The organism is Providencia sp. UF-183 (assembly GCF_058246155.1).
In genome coordinates, this window is the sequence record NZ_JBSICD010000009.1 from 1 (window position 1) to 17,103 (window position 17,103).

The window sequence follows — 17,103 nt, forward strand, 5'->3', positions numbered from 1 at the left end:
TGCGTAAGTGAATTTGATAAAGATTAGCGGGTATTCTTATTGTTGGCGCTGTCTTTTTAGCGTGGGTAAGGCCTGAAAATGAAGCGATAAAGCTCTTTGTCAGTTAATCATAAGCCAATCAGTGGTTTACTCAGCAATTAACTTATTTATCTAGGGATCTTTTTATCATTGTTAATCAATAACCCGCTTGGCAATTATCGGGGTTATCACAATTTTCATCATGTTAGCCCTTATCATAGCTCCTTTTTCTCATCTGAAATCACCCCAGTATTTATGCGACACCTTTTATTGCTCATCCATAATCCACTTAGCAACTAACTTATCTGTTTATGGCACTGTAGTTGCGTAAGTGAATTTGATAAAGATTAGCGGGTATTCTTATTGTTGGCGCTGTCTTTTTAGCGTGGGTAAGGCCTGAAGGTGAAGCGATAAAGTCCCTTGTCAGTTAATGATAAGGTAATCAGTAGTCCACTTGGCAACTAACTTATTTATCTAGAGCTCTTTTTTGTCATCAAATAATAATCAGCTAAGCAATTAACGGGGGATCACGATTTTCATTATGTTAACTTCCACCATAGTTCCTTTTCCTACCCAAAATCGTCCTCTGCCTTTATGCCACTTCTTGTTGTAGTTAATCAATAATCCACTTAGTAACTAACTTATCTGTTTATGGCACTGTAGTTGCGTAAGTGAGGATGATAAAGATTAGCGGGTAATCTAGTTGTGGGCGCTGTCTTTTTCAGAGTAGGTAAGGCCTGAAGATGAAAAGATTAGTTAATCATAAGACAATCAGTAGTCCACTCAGCAATTAACTCATTTATGGCACTTTTTCTCATCGCTGATCAATAATCCGCTTAGCAACTAACTTGTGTTATCACATTGCTTATTATTCCCGCGTTTTTATTCTGTTTTCTACCATCCAATTGATTGCGGCTATGCATAGATAGTCGCTATAGCGATAAGTATATTTATGGAGTAGGCAGGTTAAAAGAGTGGTGGCTTTCATCTATGGCTACTTTTTATCTCATTAGTGATAGATAAATCATGACCTATTAAAAATAATAATGACTTAACGTAATTATCTGGCTTGTTTGTTCTGATCCCGTCATATAATATTTATCAGTTTAATGGTTTTTATGGTGCTAATTAATACACCTATTATGTCCATTTTTTCTACAGTAAACTCAGTAATATCAATCAATAAAGTAAAATTAACCAATTTTACTTATATAAAAAGTGGTTATTATATTTGCAAATTATTGATAGAAAAATGCGCAATTGTTTATTTTTTTATATAAAAATTGTTAAATTGATGTTTCATTTACTTACATTTATACTGTTTCAAAGTAGTTAATGGCATATCTAGTTATCGCGTTATAGATGAAGTTTGCTTATAAGTGAAATTTTCAAAGGAAAGAAACTCGCATCTTGATATGAAAGATAGGTCTGCTAAGCAAGTTATACCTTCTTATGTATTGTATTTCTTGTAAACAATACCTCTGTACCATAGGTGGATCACATGAATAAAACAAAAAGCGCTAACCATAAAATTTTTGACCAAATCCTTTCTGTGAATAACCAGAAAGAAAATGAGTTTAACAATGGCCAAGATGGTGCAACGATTCTTTCTTTATTGGTGATGTTTTTTGTACCCTTTTTACTGCTAAATGCCGTGAGAAACTTCGTTGGAATTGAGTATAGCTTTGCATCTGTTGTGGGAATGCTAGCAATCAGTGGGATTATCACTATCACATTGTTTAAAACGCTAAAATTGGGTTCCCAATTTGCGGATAAGCATGTTGTATTAGACCAATTACTTTCTCGTTATACGCCGAAAAATAAGCAAGAATTCAAAAAATTACAAGAAGAGAGAAAAACAAATTCAGTTGATTTTTATTCACTTGTAGAAAATTGGGCTGATGTAGAAAGACAACACTATGCAAGATAGCAACGAATAACGAAAATAAAAATAAGTCCTTAAATATTATCAATATCCTTCTTTTCTCTATGTAGAAAGAAGGATTTTTTTTGTCTTAGTGAGCTTACTATGGTTTTTATTAAGGCCATAAACTTAAAGGGATAAGAAAGGATAATAAAAAAAACGGCTCGATGTTTTGAGCCGTTTTGGGTGGCAATTAAGTGAAACTTAGTGAGATTTACCTTGTTCAATACCCAAGCCAATTTGTGAACGAACAAACTGCTCTTTAAAGCGTTCTCTTTCCATTCTGCCTTGTTCTGAGTTATCGGTAATAGAGAATAACCAAGATGCGACAAATGCGACAATCATAGAGAATAATGCTGGATATTCATAAGGATAGATAGGTTTATCATGGTGTAGGATACCTACCCAAATTGTTGGCCCTAAAATCATTAAGACGACTGCTGTAGTTAGCCCTAACCAACCCCCTGCTAATGCGCCGCGAGTGGTGAGTTTGCGCCAGTACATTGACAGTAAAATAATTGGGAAGTTACAGCTTGCTGCGATGGAGAAGGCTAAACCGACCATGAAAGCAATATTTTGTTTTTCAAACAAAATACCAAGTCCAATTGCAACAAAACCTAAGATAACAACCGTAATTTTTGAGACTCGTAACTCGTCTTTTTCGTCAGCTTTACCATTTTTCATTGCCATCGCATAAAGGTCATGGGATACCGCTGAAGCACCAGCAAGTGTTAAACCTGCAACAACCGCAAGAATGGTGGCGAAAGCAACCGCAGAAATAAAGCCTAGGAAGAAGTTACCACCAACAGCGTCAGCTAGGTGAACCGCAGCCATATTGGTACCGCCTATCAACGCACCTGCAGCATCTTTAAATGCAGGGTTTGAGCTGACAAGAACAATCGCACCGAAGCCAATAATGAAGGTTAATATGTAGAAGTAACCGATAAATCCTGTTGCATAGAACACGCTCTTACGGGCTTCTTTTGCATCACTAACTGTGAAGAAGCGCATAATAATATGAGGAAGGCCTGCTGTACCGAACATCAAGGCTAAGCCGAGTGATAAAGCGGATATTGGGTCGGAAACGAGTCCCCCTGGGCTCATAATAGCAATGCCATTTTTATGAACGGCAACGGCTTCTTTAAATAAGGTATTAAAGTTAAAGCCGACGTGCTTCATGACCATTACTGCCATGAATGTGGCACCCGCTAATAATAAAATTGCTTTGATGATTTGCACCCATGTGGTCGCTAACATTCCACCAAACAGGACATATAGCACCATCAAGATACCGACAATCACAACAGCAACATGGTAATTTAGGCCGAATAATAATTCGATTAATTTACCTGCGCCTACCATTTGAGCGATGAGATAGAGTGCGACGACGACCAACGAACCGACCGCAGATAAAATTCGAATCGGCCTTTGTTTTAACCGGTAAGATGCAACGTCGGCGAAAGTGTAGCGACCTAAATTACGTAAGCGCTCAGCAATTAAGAATAGAATGATCGGCCAGCCAATTAAGAAACCAATTGAGTAGATTAGCCCATCATAGCCAGAAGTATAAACCAGAGCGGAGATCCCTAAGAAGGAGGCGGCGGACATAAAGTCCCCAGCAATTGCCATCCCATTTTGGAAACCTGTAATTTTCCCGCCTGCTGTATAGTAATCAGAGCGAGAACGCGTTCTTTTCGACGCCCAATAAGTGATATATAACGTAAAACCGACGAACAGCAAGAACATCACAATAGCTTGAATATTGACAGGCTGACGTTCAACATCCCCTGTCAATGCATCGGAAAATGCCATTGATGAGGTAAAAAAGAGAATGAGTGAGAGCAAATATTTCATTTTTCTACCTCTTTTAAAATTTCGGCCGTTAAACGGTCATATTCACCATTAGCACGGATAACGTATAGCCCGGTTAACACAAACGAAATGATGATCAGTCCAACACCCACAGGGATCCCCCTAGTGATATATGAACCTTCCGCAATTGGGGTACCTAACCAGCTAGGGTCAAAAGCGATAAGAAAAATAAAACCAACATACAGGACAAGCGTTATTACTGATAACAACCATGAAAAGCGACTACGTTTTCTAACCAGTTCTTTGAAGCGAGGGTTATCCTCTACCTTTTCGTAAGCAGTAGCATTCATCAGAGTTCTCCTCTGTTATTGTATTATTGGCATACCCTATTCTCTTTAAATACCTAGAAATTGGCCGCAGTAACCTACCCGAAAAGATTATCGGGGGATTTATGCACTTAATTTCTAGTGCTTAATGATTTTGAGTATTTATATAAAGGCCGCCATAAGACGGCCTTTTAACGCTATGACATACTCATAGACTGTTTTTCTTCGAGTAGTTTTTCGACAACACCCGGATCTGCCAGCGTGGAGGTATCTCCAAAGTTGCTGGTGTCCCCTGATGCAATTTTTCGTAGGATACGGCGCATAATTTTACCGGAACGGGTTTTTGGCAAAGAATCCGTCCAGTGAAGAACGTCCGGTGTTGCGATTGGGCCAATTTCTTTACGCACCCAATTGCGAACTTCAGTGTATAGCTCAGGAGAGGGTTCAACCCCTGATATTAATGTGACATAGGCATAGATTGCCTGCCCCTTAATACTATGAGGAATACCAACCACAGCGGCTTCAGCCACTTTCGGGTGCGAGACGAGGGCGGACTCAATCTCTGCGGTGCCTAAACGGTGGCCTGAGATATTCAGTACATCGTCAACACGACCTGTGATCCAGTAATAACCATCTTCATCACGACGAGCGCCATCACCACTAAAGTACATGCCTTTAAAGGTGGAGAAATAGGTTTGCTCGAAGCGCTCGTGATCGCCAAATAAAGTACGGGCTTGACCCGGCCATGAATCGACAATCACTAAGTTACCTTCGGTTGCCCCTTCAATAGGTTCACCGAGGTTATCCACAAGTGCAGGACGGACACCAAAGAAAGGCAATGTTGCGGAGCCCGGTTTTAACATGGTTGCACCCGGCAGCGGTGTGATCATAAAACCACCCGTTTCGGTTTGCCACCATGTATCAACCACTGGGCAACGGCTGTTACCAATCTTTTTGTAGAACCATTCCCACGCTTCAGGATTAATTGGCTCGCCAACAGAACCAAGAATACGTAATGAGCTACGGTCGGTACCTTCAATCGCTTTGTCGCCTTCCGCCATTAATGCACGGATAGCAGTTGGCGCGGTATAAAGAATATTGACTTGGTGCTTATCAACGACCTGACTCATTCGATTAACGGATGGGTAATTTGGTACACCTTCAAACATAACAGTTTTTGCGCCATTGGATAATGGCCCATAGAGTAAGTAGCTATGGCCTGTTACCCAGCCCACATCTGCAGTACACCAGTAGACTTCACCTGGATGATAGTCAAAGGTATATTTAAACGTGAGTGTGGCATAAACCAGATAACCACCAGTGGTGTGAAGAACCCCTTTGGGTTTACCTGTTGAGCCTGAGGTGTACAGAATGAACAGCGGGTCCTCCGCGCTCATTTCTTCTGGCGGGCAATCAGCGCTAACCCCTTTGATGACGTCATGCCACCATAAGTCGCGATCTTCGACCCAACTTGGGACATTGCCTGTACGTTGGTAGACAATGACATTCGTAACGGTAGTGACTTGCGGGTTGGCTAATGCGTCATCCACATTTTTCTTCAGTGGGATAGCACGCCCTGCACGTAAACCTTCATCTGCGGTGATAATCAGCTTCGCTTTACAGTCAATAACGCGACCAGAGACCGCCTCAGGAGAGAAACCAGCGAAAATGACCGTATGGATAGCGCCGATACGCGCACACGCTAGCATGGCGACAGCGGCTTCGACGACCATTGGCATATAAATCGCCACGACATCGCCTTTGCGGATACCTTGTTTTTTTAAGACGTTAGCAAATTGGCTAACATCATGATGCAGTTCACGGTAAGTGACATTTTTTGACGATGACGGGTCATCGCCTTCCCAAATAATCGCTACTTGGTCGCCTTTTTCAGCCAGATGGCGGTCCAAGCAGTTTGCACTTAGATTTAAAGTGCCATCTTCAAACCAACGGATATCGATGTGTCCGGGGTCAAAAGAGGTATTCTTAACGCGGGTGTACGGTTTAATCCAATCAACGATTTTTCCTTTTTCGCCCCAAAATCCTTCAGGGTCTTGAATCGAGCGTTGGTACTCATCGTTATACTGTTGTTCGGTAATCAGGGCATTTTTTGCAATTTCAGCAGGAACGGGATGTTTAGTTATTTGAGTCATATTATTATCTCCTTGCAGATGTTAATACTATGTCAAAAAACGGTTAACTAAAGCACGAAATATAAATTTGTTTTTCTTTTGCGCGGAAGATCACGTATTAATTGTAATGAGATTTGCAGGATTATCATTTGATGCTAAATCCAGTATTGGAATATAAATCTAAAAATATTGAAAATGTTAGATGTAAAGAAAAATAAACTGTGGGGATGTTGGTATTAGTTACTGTATAAACTAATTCTCATAGGGAATGCAAAAGACCACAATTTTATCATGGATTTGATAATGATTTTCATTAACAGTAAAATAACTATAATAGAGAGAAATTCACAAGGTGCGAAACTACGCAAGTGCCATACCCTATGAACCTTGTGGTGAAAATGAGAAACATAGTGGTATTTACGTCACTGGAGACAATAAAATGAGTTATACATTACCTGCTTTACCTTATGCTTATGATGCGTTGGAACCACATTTTGACAAACAAACCATGGAAATCCACCACACTAAGCACCATCAAACCTATGTGACTAACACCAACACGGCGTTAGAAAAATTACCTGAATTAGCAGGTCTGGATATTGACGTTCTGATTCAAAAATTAGACCAAATTCCTGCTGATCAACGTACCTTCGTACGTAACAATGCGGGTGGTCACTCAAACCACAGCATGTTCTGGAAAGGTTTGAAATTAAATACTGAATTAAAAGGCGACTTGAAAGCGGCTATCGAGCGCGATTTTGGTAGCGTTGATGCATTCAAAGAGCTGTTTGAGAAAGCAGCAGCAACTCGCTTTGGTTCAGGCTGGGCGTGGCTGGTTCTAAAAGATGACGGTAAATTAGCTGTTGTTTCAACTGCTAACCAAGACAGCCCATTAATGGGTGAAGCGATTTCTGGCGCTTCAGGCTACCCAATCATCGGTTTAGATGTGTGGGAACATGCATATTACCTGAAATTCCAAAACCGTCGCCCTGATTACATCAAAGCGTTCTGGTCAGTGGTTAACTGGGACGAAGCAGCGGCACGTTTCGCTTCAAAAGCTAAATAATTAGACTTTTTAATTAAGTCTCAATGGGCGTAGCATCGATGGTGCTGCGCCTTTTTTATTTGCAGCCCATTTGATTGTTATCTCGAGTTGCATTCTTTATGATAAAGGCTTCGTCACCAATTTATGTGGAGAGCGCCGCCCATGTCATTCCTACCCCAAGTCTTTATCGGTAAAGTCCAAGCAACGCAATCTTGCGGTCGAAGTGCGATTCATAAACATGCGGCAGATGGGTTATTGATGTTGGGGCAGCTTGGATTAGAGGGCGATGAGCAAGCAGAAACGCGTTTTCACGGTGGCCCTGATAGAGCGCTTTGCCATTATCCTCGTGATCACTACGAATTTTGGCTTAATGCATATCCTGAACAAGATGACTTATTTATGGCATCAGCATTCGGTGAAAATATCTCCACACTGGGAATGACTGAAGAAAATGTATTTATCGGTGATATTTATGGGTGGGGGGATGCGCGAATTCAGGTTACTCAACCTCGCTCTCCTTGCTATAAGCTGAACGGCTTAACGGGCGTGGAAAACTTCGCTCAAATCATGCAAGACAACGGTCGTTGTGGGTGGTTATATCGCGTGATTAAAACGGGGAATGTCAGTGCTAATTCACCGCTAACGCTATTGAGCCGCAACAGTGATGTTTCAGTACAAGAGGCGATAATGATTGCATTTCATGCCCCCTATGATGAGCAGCTGTATCATAGGCTCCTCAGTGCAGCGGGGTTATCTGCCAGTTGGAGCCTAACGATGCAAAATCGCCTTGATAATCATCGCATTGAAGAATTTAGCCACCGTTTATTTGGTAAACGCAGTTAGGATTGACCGATAAACTGCTGGTACCAAGGCGTACCAGCCATTAGTTCTGCATGGCTACCTTGAGCAATAATCTCTCCATCTTCCATATAGACGATGTTATCTGCTAAACACGCAAGGTGAGGGTGATGAGTGACCACAATGCGAGTTTGCTGAGCCGCTTGAGTGATTAAGGAAATCACGGAAGCCGTATTGATGGTGTCAAGGCTTGCCGTTGGTTCATCCATTAAAATGATACCTGGGTGGCGCAGAAGTAGCCGTGCAATACCTAAACGCTGTTTTTGCCCGCCAGAAAGTGCCATGCCACTCGCGCCGACATCTTGGTTTAAAAAATCAGGAATATCTTCAAAATTTAACTGTGACAGCAATATGTTAACCTCTCGGTCATCAATATTTGCATCTTCTAATGTTAAGTTTTGGCGTACGCTGCCGCGAAAGAGTGCGCTGTCTTGCAATAAAACCCCACGCTTTGAACATAGCGCTTCTTGCGATAATTCCATCAGGTTTTTATTACCGTAACTGACAGAGCCTTGAGTCGGGTCTTGTAGACGAGCGAGTAAGCTTAAGAGTGTGCTTTTCCCTGCACCAGACGGGCCAACGATAGTCGTGAAAGTATTATGAGCAAAACTGACGGTAATGTTATTTAAAATTCGTTTCTTTTTATCATGATAGAAAGATAACTTTTGGCAACGGACATCATTATTTTCAGGAGCAGGGGCTCGATAGGGAAATGCTAATTCAGGGGTAATCAATGCGGATTCGACCTGTTTAATCGATTGTTTTGCTTGTCTTAATGATTGGTTTAAATGCGAAAGAAGCCAGAGCGGTTCAATAAACCGCGCTAATAACACCATTCCCGCTAACCATAAGCTTAATGGCATATCACCTTGGATCATTTTTTGAATGCCTAAATAAAACAACGCGATAAAAATGATTTGGATAGCACCTGAAAACAGTAAATGAAATGGCAAACTTTGGCGCTGTAATTGTTTTTGTGTTTGATACTGTGATGCTAACGCACTCGTGAGTTGTTGGTGCTGAGATTGGCTAACGCCTGCTCGACGGATGAGCGGCTGGTGGAGTGCAAATTGGTCGAGTTGGCGAATGACATCTTGTTCAGATGTATGGGCTTGTTGTTCAAAAAAAGCCATTTTTTGGCCACAAAGGCGTAAGGTAAATAGTAAAACCAACCCAACGAATAAAAGTGCGCACCCAAAAATAGGTTGGTAGATAAATGCGCCCAATACGACAGTGAATGGCGTGATTAACCCGCTAATTATGGGATGCAATAAATGCGCAGGGACAGACATAATCTGTGAAATAGGCCCTGCCACTAAGTGATTGGCATTTTTGATCGGTTGTAATGACAAGGGCAAGTGGCGGATTAACGCATTAGCAAGGTAGCGCATCACTAATCCACCCGCTAAGTAGCCTTTTTGGGTCGCAATAAAGGTGATCAGGAGAGATATCAGGCTGCACACCGCCAGTAAAGTCAGCGGTATCATGGTGCCTAAAGACCAACTAAAAATAACATACACGAGCAATAACCCGCAGAGCCCATCTAAAATGGCAGCGAATACCATCCAAAAAATGGCGCTGCGTACCGTATACAATAAGGACTTAAGCATGGTTTTCCTCCAAGGCACGTAATAACTGCTGATAATCCCCGGATGTTTCGGCTAAATCTTTGTGAGAGCCTTGTGCAATCAATCGACCTTCTTTCATAAACAAGACGCGATTAGCGAGGTTTAAGCTATCTAGATTATGGGTTACGAATATGCAGGTTCGTGATTCATCGTGTAATAGAGATAACACCCGCTGGGCATTTTGTGGGTCAAGTGCAGAGGTGGGTTCATCGAACAATAATAAGGGGGCAGGGGATAACAAGGCTCGCGCAATGGCGAGTCGCTGGGATTCTCCACCCGATAACACCATCTCTTTTCCTATCACACTATCAAGCCCTTTAGGGGATTGTTGTACCAATGGCAATAAATTGAGGGCATCAAGGTAGCTGTGCATGTCACTTTCTGTGGCGTTAGGGGCGAAAAGTTGTAAGTTTTCCCTTAACGAGCAGGGCATAGGCTGCGGGTTTTGCATCACAATGGCTATTTGTTGATTTAACGTGGCTAACGAAAGTTCAGGAAGCGGTATTTGGTTAAATAAAACGATGCCTTGTGAAGGGTCTAAAAAGCGCGCCATAAGCTGCAATAAGGTGCTTTTCCCTGCCCCCGATGGCCCGACTATCGCGATGAGTTCACCGTCAGTAATATCGATATCAACCTGAGACAAAAGGTTTTTGTCGCCAAGAGTAACGCTGACTTGAGTCAGTTGAAGGTGGCAAGATGTTGTATCGAGAATTTTCTTGCCGTACTGCATTTCTGGCTCATTTAATAATTTCTCAATGCGCAGTGATGCACTGACCGCAAGGTTTAATGCATCAGCGCCGTGCCCCATCGCAGCAACGGGTGCTGCGATACTTTGTATTAAGAGAATAAATAAAATGACTTGAGCGAGTGAAATAGGGCCGGGAAGCTGCATCGCACCTAAAATGACCCAGAAAGACAGCAAAGTGGCACTGATGCCGATTTGGGTGAGTGAACTTAATGCACCAATTTTACCAATCCAACGTATAAAAGCGGTTTCAAAACCTTGCAGCGCGAGTGATGCCCGTTTTTGTATCCCTTGGTTTGGGTATTGCCTAGCGAATAACGGGTTATCGGCTAATTCAGCATATTGGCTATAGAGGTGCCCCATGGTTTCATTACGAGCTGTATACAAGTGTTGGTAACGCGGTGCTCGTATTGCGCGGAACAAAAAAACTGCGGCAACCAAAGGAATAAGGCAAAAAAGTGTGAGTGATACGCTTTGCCAAAACAAAATAAGCGTGGCGGCAACAGGGACTACCATCAATTTGGTAAGGTCAGCAGGCGCGTGAGCGGTTAATTGGTGGAGGTAGCGGACATCACGGTCAATTACTTGCGAAACGCCGTCTCTGCCTTGTTGGGTAAAGTGATTTAAAGGTAATTTTCCTATCTTATCAAGTAGCTGTAATCGCAATTGGTGGCATAGGTGGCTATCTGTTTGGTGTGTGAGGTACATGGCAAGAGTTTGGCAAACTAACCAGGCTATCCCCCCAATACAGGCGATAATAACCCAGTTACCATATTGATGAACGGGTGATACGGCAACTTGGCTGATGACTACCCATGGGATGAGAGAGCAAAGACCTGCAATGGCTTGTAAAATCACAGCAACCAGTAAAATTGAGCGATAGGGACGAAGCAATGTCCAAAGTGCGCGGTACATACAAAACCTCCATAGCGAATCTGTCACTGTAATTTATTTCGCTTTATTTAAGGGATTTAGTTGTTTTGCTTACCAGACTATTTGTTTTGTTTGCAGGGCAGAAAAGGGTGACGTTTCCTGTGTTTTGAGTAAGATAACGAAATGACATCGCAAGAGGGTTGGGGAAAGTAAGATGCAATATGATTTAAATGACCTCTATTATTACGTTAAAGTGGTCGAACATGGCGGCTTTTCCCAAGCGGGCTTAGCATTAGGGATCCCAAAATCCAAGCTGAGCCGACGTATTGCCGATTTAGAGCAAAAGCTCAATGTTTCCTTGATTTACCGCTCAACACGCCAATTCCATGTTACGGAAGTTGGCCAAGTGTTTTATCAGCAGTGTAAGAATGTGGTTGATGAAGCAGAGATTGCCCATGAACTTATTTGTTCTGTACAGTCCCACCCCAAAGGCACGATTAAACTTTCATGCCCAGTAGCGTTATTGCAGGTTTACTTAAATGAGCTGCTGGTGGATTTTATGGTGCAATACCCGGATATTGATATTCAAATTTTAGCGGTGAATCGCCCCGTTGATGTGATAAGTGAAGGGTTAGATTTGGCTATCAGAGTGCGTTCTTTACCCCTTGACGACTCGGGGTTGATGATGAAAGTGCTGGGGTATTCACGCAGGATATTGGTTGCGAGCCCACTGTTATTTGCTGAACAAGGTGCACCGATTGAGCCTGAAAAACTGGTGGATTACCCTATTTTGGCGAATACGGAGCATTCGCAGAATTACACACTGACCTTAAAAAATAGCGACGATCTCAGCTTTACGCAGCATTTTACCCCTAAATTAGCGACAACCGATGTGCTGACTTTGTACCGTGCGGCACTCAAAGGGATTGGTATTGCGAGGTTACCTTATGGGGTGGTGGAAAAGGAAATTGCATCGGGGGAGCTGGTGGAAGTATTGCCTGAATGGCGTTTTCCTGAAGATATTATTCATGCGGTGTATCCTTCTCGCAAAGGGTTATTACCATCCGTGCAATTATTACTGAATTATTTAGCTGATAACATTTCGCCATCAGTAAAATAAAAATCCCCCGATAGCTTAATGCTACCGAGGGATCATGCGCTGTTTATTGCGTTTCAGGAATACGGCCAAATTTGCCACTGTTGAAGTCATTTACGGCTTCATTAATTTCTTCCATGCTATTCATAACAAATGGGCCATAGCCAACAACAGGCTCATCAATTGGGTCACCACTTAATAGCAGCACCAATGCGTCTTCTGTTGCTTCTAACACAATATTGCTCTGAGTATCATCAAGGATCATCAGTTCCCCTTCGTTTAAGGCAGAACGCCCATCAACAAATATTGAGCCGCGCAGCATCACTAATCCCACATTGCGGCCTGATTTAGTCTGAATACCGACTGTTTTGCCTTTATTGAGCTGTAAATCCCAAACATCTAGTGGGGTAAAGGTTCTTGCTGCGCCTTTATGACCTAAATAATCCCCCGCGATGACACGCAGTGTGCCCGCTTCATTGGGTAGCGTGACTTTCGGCATCGTTTGGCTTTCCAATAGCTGATAGCCCGGTGCGGCGGATTTGTCTTTTGCAGGCAAATTGACCCACAATTGCACCATATCAAGGGTGCCACCTTTTTTCATAAAGTCATCAGATTGGTATTCTTGATGCAAAATACCCGATGCTGCTGTCATCCACTGGACATCCCCTGGGCCAATGACACCCCCTTCTCCCGTTGAGTCGTGGTGGGCAACTTCGCCGTCATAAACAATCGTGACGGTTTCAAACCCGCGGTGTGGGTGTTCACCGACACCTCGATTTGCCGCATCTGAGCTTGGGAATGCAAATGGCCCCGCTCTATCGAGTAATAAGAAAGGGTTCAAGTATTTCCCGTGGTTGCTGTAGCTAAACATTGAGCGAACAGGGAAACCATCACCAACCCAGTGGCTCCGTGGAGATTGATAGATACCAATAATTTTTTTCATGGTGAGACTCCGAATTCTGTTTTGATGAGCCAATCATAAAGCAGTGGAAAAACGTCGAGTAGTGGCAAAAATAGGTTTCATTGTTCCAATAAAAGAACAATCAACGTTTAAGCTATTATCCTATTTATAGAACAGTGTTTATCAAAAATCAGACTACTCAGCCTTAAATCGATGGATTAATTTAAATAACACGAAAACGGAGCGGGTATCGTTCTATTTTTCATTCTAAATAGATTTCTTACTTCATCGATTGAGAGGCTTTATTATGAGTATTCCAGCAAATTTTAATGGTCAGCGTCCTGTTATTAACCCGAACGATGCGGTGATGTTATTAATTGATCACCAAAGTGGACTTTTCCAAACGGTCGGTGATATGCCGATGACTGAATTGCGTGCTCGCGCTGCGGTACTGGCAAAAATGGCTTCACTAGCGAAAATCCCAGTGATCACCACGGCTTCTGTACCACAAGGTCCAAATGGCCCGCTGATCCCTGAGATTCACCAAAATGCCCCTCATGCACAATACATTGCCCGTCGCGGTGAAATTAATGCGTGGGACAACCCTGAGTTTGTTGCTGCCGTGAAAGCGACAGGTAAAAAACAGCTGATTATTGCAGGCACCATCACCAGCGTTTGCATGGCTTTCCCTGCCATTAGTGCTGTGATGGATGGTTATCAAGTTTTTGTTGTGATTGATGCATCAGGCACTTACAGCAAAATGGCACAAGAAATTACATTAGCGCGCGTGGTTCAAGCAGGCGTGGTACCGATGGATACCGCGGCAGTTGCTTCTGAATTGCAAGGGACTTGGAACCGTGAAGATGCGGCTGAATGGGCGATGGCATACACGCAAATTTTCCCTGCTTATCAATTGCTGATTGAAAGCTATAGCAAAGCGCAGGACGTTTTGAAAAATAATGAAAAATTAGATTCAGAACGCTAATCAACCTCGCGAATATTTAACTCACGAATTAAAGATAGCCTTTTAATACAAAAGGCTATCTTCTCTCACTCTATTTTTGGGATTATGTAATGAACAAAATCGCACTGCCGTTATTGGCATCTTTATTGGTTTTTGGAACAGCACAGGCAGCAGACTATAAATTAGACCCAACCCACACCAAAGCAGTGTTTTATACTGACCACTTCAATACTTCTACCAATAGCGGCGAATTTCATAATATCAGTGGGGATATGAGCTATTCACCTGAAAAAAAAACGGGGATGCCTATGTTCCCCGTTTTTATTTGTTTGAGATAGAAATTACAGCTGAGGACGTTTTACAAAGCCAATCGCTTCGTACACTTTGTCTAAGGTTTCTTGAGCGCGAGCCGCGGCTTTGGTTGCGCCTTCATCCATAATTTGGTTCAGCAGTGCTTCGTTATCACGGAACTCATGGTAACGCGCCTGTAAGCCTGTCAGCATCTCAGATACGGCTTCTGCAACGGCACCTTTAAGATGACCGTACATTTGGCCTTCAAATTCCGCTTCGAGTTCTGCAATTTTCTTACCTGTTACACCCGCCATGATATCCAGTAAGTTGGAAACTCCCGGTTTGTTTTCTAAATCATAACGAATGCGAGGCGGCTCTTCAGAATCTGTCATGGCACGTTTGATTTTTTTCACAACCGATTTTGGATCTTCAAGCAGCGCGATAACGTTATTGCGGTTGTCGTCAGACTTGGACATTTTCTTGGTTGGATCTTGCAGTGCCATGACACGTGCACCACCACCTGTTGGGATGAACGGATCTGGAACCGTGAAAATATCACCATAAATCGCATTAAAACGCTGTGCGATATCGCGGCTTAATTCAAGGTGCTGTTTTTGGTCGATACCAACAGGTACTTGATTGGTTTGGTAAATCAGAATGTCTGCGGCCATCAATACAGGGTAATCAAACAAACCCGCGTTGATGTTTTCGGCATGGCGCGCTGATTTGTCTTTGAATTGCGTCATACGGCTGAGTTCGCCGAAATAAGTGTAGCAATTCAGAGCCCAGCTGAGCTGTGCATGCTGTGGCACATGGGATTGTACGAAAATGGTGCTTTTTTTCGGGTCAATGCCACAGGCTAAATAGAGCGCAAGGGTATCGAGAGTTCTTTTACGCAGTTCGACCGGGTCTTGGCGAACGGTGATGGCGTGTTGGTCAACGATACAGTAAATGCAGTCAAAATCATCTTGCATCTGTACCCACTGACGTAATGCACCCATGTAGTTACCGATGGTCAATTCACCGGAAGGCTGTGCGCCGCTGAATACGATAGGTTTCTGGGATTGCTTTAGTTTTTCAGTGGGAGTGCTCATTTTAAATTATGTCCTTGCTTATTTTATTTCAGATAAACCGATTGCAGGTAATAGGCCTGAAAAATGGGTTAACACGCAGTCAGGCTCAGTCAATGCAATAGATTCACCATAGTTATAACCGTAGGTCAGACCGACACACGGGCATCCAGCGTTTCGCGCTGCGATAATATCATTACGGGAATCACCGACAAAAAGCAATTCTTCTTTGCGTAAACCGAAGGTGCCCATCGTTAAATAGAGGGGAGCAGGATGCGGTTTTAAGGCTTTAACATCGTCGCTGCCTAACACAAGGGAGAAATAGTGGTCGATATTCAGCTTTTTTAACAGGGGGGCAATGAAAGGCGTCGCTTTGTTCGTCACAATCCCCATTGGTAAGCCATGCTTTGCTAACTGTTCGAGTGTTTCTCTGACTTCAGGGAATAGCTCACTGCCAGTTGTGACAGATACAGCATAATATTTATCAAAGCTTTGGCGAGCTTGTTTTTGCAAATCAGGGGTGATGGTGGCTTTGGCCCAAGTGAGCGCTCGCTCAACTAAGACATCAACACCATTGCCAACCCAGATTGAGACGCGTTCTTTGCCGGCAGGGGGGAAATCAAAATCGTTCAGCATGTTGTCGATGGCTTCTGCTAAGCCACCGGCGCTGTCAACAAGTGTTCCATCTAAATCGAAAGCAACGGCTTTGATATTCTCTAATACAACTTGAGTCATTGAGATACCTTTTGTAATTCAACACGCATTGCATCGATAACGGTTTTGTAATCTGGCTGATCAAAGATAGCTGAGCCGGCGACGAAGGTGTCGGCACCCGCTGCGGCAATCTCTGCGATATTATTTACTTTCACACCGCCATCGACTTCCAAGCGAATATCATAACCACTTTCATCAATTAATTTACGGACTTGGCGCAATTTATTGAGGGTTTGTGGGATAAAGGATTGACCACCAAAGCCTGGGTTAACCGACATCAGCAAAATCATATCCACTTTATCCATCACATAATCAAGGTAGCTAAGTGGCGTTGCTGGATTAAACACTAGACCAGCGGTACAGCCGCTTTCTCTGATTAATTGCAATGAACGGTCAACGTGGTCGCTGGCTTCAGGGTGGAAACTAATGTGTGTTGCACCCGCTTTTGCAAAATCAGGAATGATCCTGTCGACGGGTTTTACCATTAAGTGAACGTCAATGGGGGCAGTAATACCGTAATCACGTAATGCCTTACAAATTGGCGCACCAAACGTCAGATTAGGAACGTAATGGTTATCCATCACATCAAAATGCACGATATCTGCGCCTGCCGCGAGGACATTGGCAGTATCTTCGCCTAAACGGGCAAAGTCAGCAGATAAAATAGATGGGGCAATGAGGAAGTTTTTCATTATTGTCTCCGAGT

Annotated in this window: 15 protein-coding genes; 6 read left to right on the forward strand and 9 right to left on the reverse strand. The window is 43.0% G+C overall.

Going from position 1 to position 17,103, the window contains the following annotated elements; genetic code table 11:
• Positions 1 to 1,519: 1,519 nt before the first annotated feature.
• Entirely contained in the window at positions 1,520 to 1,948 is a 429-nt protein-coding gene (locus AC4IFT_RS10175; RefSeq protein WP_490734098.1) for a hypothetical protein, read from the forward strand.
• Positions 1,949 to 2,146: 198 nt separating this feature from the next.
• Here AC4IFT_RS10175 and actP read toward each other — a convergent pair whose 3' ends face one another.
• From actP to acs, 3 genes are all read right to left on the reverse strand, one after another.
• Positions 2,147 to 3,796, reverse strand: a complete 1,650-nt coding sequence (gene actP, locus AC4IFT_RS10180) for a cation/acetate symporter ActP (RefSeq protein ID WP_219245217.1) — start codon at positions 3,794 to 3,796, stop codon at positions 2,147 to 2,149.
• The gene (locus AC4IFT_RS10185) at positions 3,793 to 4,104 is read right to left on the reverse strand and encodes a DUF485 domain-containing protein (RefSeq protein WP_490734095.1); all 312 of its coding nucleotides are present in this window, start codon (positions 4,102 to 4,104) and stop codon (positions 3,793 to 3,795) included. Before AC4IFT_RS10185 ends, actP begins: the two co-directional genes overlap by 4 nt.
• Positions 4,105 to 4,277: 173 nt before the next feature.
• Positions 4,278 to 6,233 (reverse strand): acetate--CoA ligase, encoded by a 1,956-nt coding sequence (gene acs, locus AC4IFT_RS10190; protein ID WP_490751266.1) that lies wholly within the window; start codon positions 6,231 to 6,233, stop codon positions 4,278 to 4,280.
• 418 nt (positions 6,234 to 6,651) lie between these two features.
• Between acs and sodA the strand changes: the two genes are divergently transcribed.
• Positions 6,652 to 7,278: a superoxide dismutase [Mn] gene (sodA, locus tag AC4IFT_RS10195; RefSeq protein WP_225819965.1), complete on the forward strand. Its 627-nt coding sequence runs from the start codon at positions 6,652 to 6,654 to the stop codon at positions 7,276 to 7,278.
• Between the two features lie 141 nt (positions 7,279 to 7,419).
• The gene (yiiM, locus tag AC4IFT_RS10200) at positions 7,420 to 8,100 is read left to right on the forward strand and encodes a 6-hydroxyaminopurine reductase (RefSeq protein ID WP_490734091.1); all 681 of its coding nucleotides are present in this window, start codon (positions 7,420 to 7,422) and stop codon (positions 8,098 to 8,100) included.
• Here the strand turns inward: yiiM and AC4IFT_RS10205 are convergent.
• Positions 8,097 to 9,725 carry an ATP-binding cassette domain-containing protein gene (locus AC4IFT_RS10205; protein WP_490751267.1) on the reverse strand — a complete coding sequence of 543 codons (1,629 nt, stop codon included), beginning with the start codon at positions 9,723 to 9,725 and terminating at the stop codon, positions 8,097 to 8,099. The two genes, yiiM and AC4IFT_RS10205, sit on opposite strands and share 4 nt — an antisense overlap.
• Positions 9,718 to 11,403, reverse strand: coding sequence for an ABC transporter ATP-binding protein (locus tag AC4IFT_RS10210; RefSeq protein WP_490751268.1), 1,686 nt, complete (start codon positions 11,401 to 11,403; stop codon positions 9,718 to 9,720). The genes AC4IFT_RS10205 and AC4IFT_RS10210 overlap by 8 nt, the downstream gene beginning before the upstream one ends.
• A 172-nt stretch (positions 11,404 to 11,575) precedes the next feature.
• On the opposite strand from AC4IFT_RS10210, the gene AC4IFT_RS10215 reads away from it, so the two are divergent.
• Positions 11,576 to 12,481 (forward strand): LysR substrate-binding domain-containing protein, encoded by a 906-nt coding sequence (locus AC4IFT_RS10215; RefSeq protein WP_490751269.1) that lies wholly within the window; start codon positions 11,576 to 11,578, stop codon positions 12,479 to 12,481.
• Between the two features lie 43 nt (positions 12,482 to 12,524).
• Here AC4IFT_RS10215 and AC4IFT_RS10220 read toward each other — a convergent pair whose 3' ends face one another.
• Positions 12,525 to 13,400 carry a pirin family protein gene (locus AC4IFT_RS10220; protein WP_219245225.1) on the reverse strand — a complete coding sequence of 292 codons (876 nt, stop codon included), beginning with the start codon at positions 13,398 to 13,400 and terminating at the stop codon, positions 12,525 to 12,527.
• 265 nt (positions 13,401 to 13,665) lie between these two features.
• Here AC4IFT_RS10220 and AC4IFT_RS10225 point away from each other — a divergent pair, with 265 nt between their 5' ends.
• Both AC4IFT_RS10225 and AC4IFT_RS10230 read left to right on the forward strand, forming a co-directional pair.
• Entirely contained in the window at positions 13,666 to 14,343 is a 678-nt protein-coding gene (locus tag AC4IFT_RS10225) for a hydrolase (RefSeq protein WP_490751270.1), read from the forward strand.
• Between the two features lie 89 nt (positions 14,344 to 14,432).
• The gene (locus AC4IFT_RS10230; protein ID WP_490751271.1) at positions 14,433 to 14,660 is read left to right on the forward strand and encodes a YceI family protein; all 228 of its coding nucleotides are present in this window, start codon (positions 14,433 to 14,435) and stop codon (positions 14,658 to 14,660) included.
• Positions 14,661 to 14,663: 3 nt separating this feature from the next.
• Here AC4IFT_RS10230 and trpS read toward each other — a convergent pair whose 3' ends face one another.
• From trpS to rpe, 3 genes are read right to left on the reverse strand one after another with little or no spacing between them, the layout of a single operon-like run.
• Positions 14,664 to 15,707, reverse strand: coding sequence for a tryptophan--tRNA ligase (gene trpS / locus AC4IFT_RS10235; protein WP_206085210.1), 1,044 nt, complete (start codon positions 15,705 to 15,707; stop codon positions 14,664 to 14,666).
• Between the two features lie 18 nt (positions 15,708 to 15,725).
• Positions 15,726 to 16,418, reverse strand: coding sequence for a phosphoglycolate phosphatase (locus AC4IFT_RS10240; RefSeq protein ID WP_490734078.1), 693 nt, complete (start codon positions 16,416 to 16,418; stop codon positions 15,726 to 15,728).
• Positions 16,415 to 17,089 carry a ribulose-phosphate 3-epimerase gene (gene rpe, locus AC4IFT_RS10245; RefSeq protein WP_047756509.1) on the reverse strand — a complete coding sequence of 225 codons (675 nt, stop codon included), beginning with the start codon at positions 17,087 to 17,089 and terminating at the stop codon, positions 16,415 to 16,417. The genes AC4IFT_RS10240 and rpe overlap by 4 nt, the downstream gene beginning before the upstream one ends.
• Positions 17,090 to 17,103: the final 14 nt, after the last annotated feature.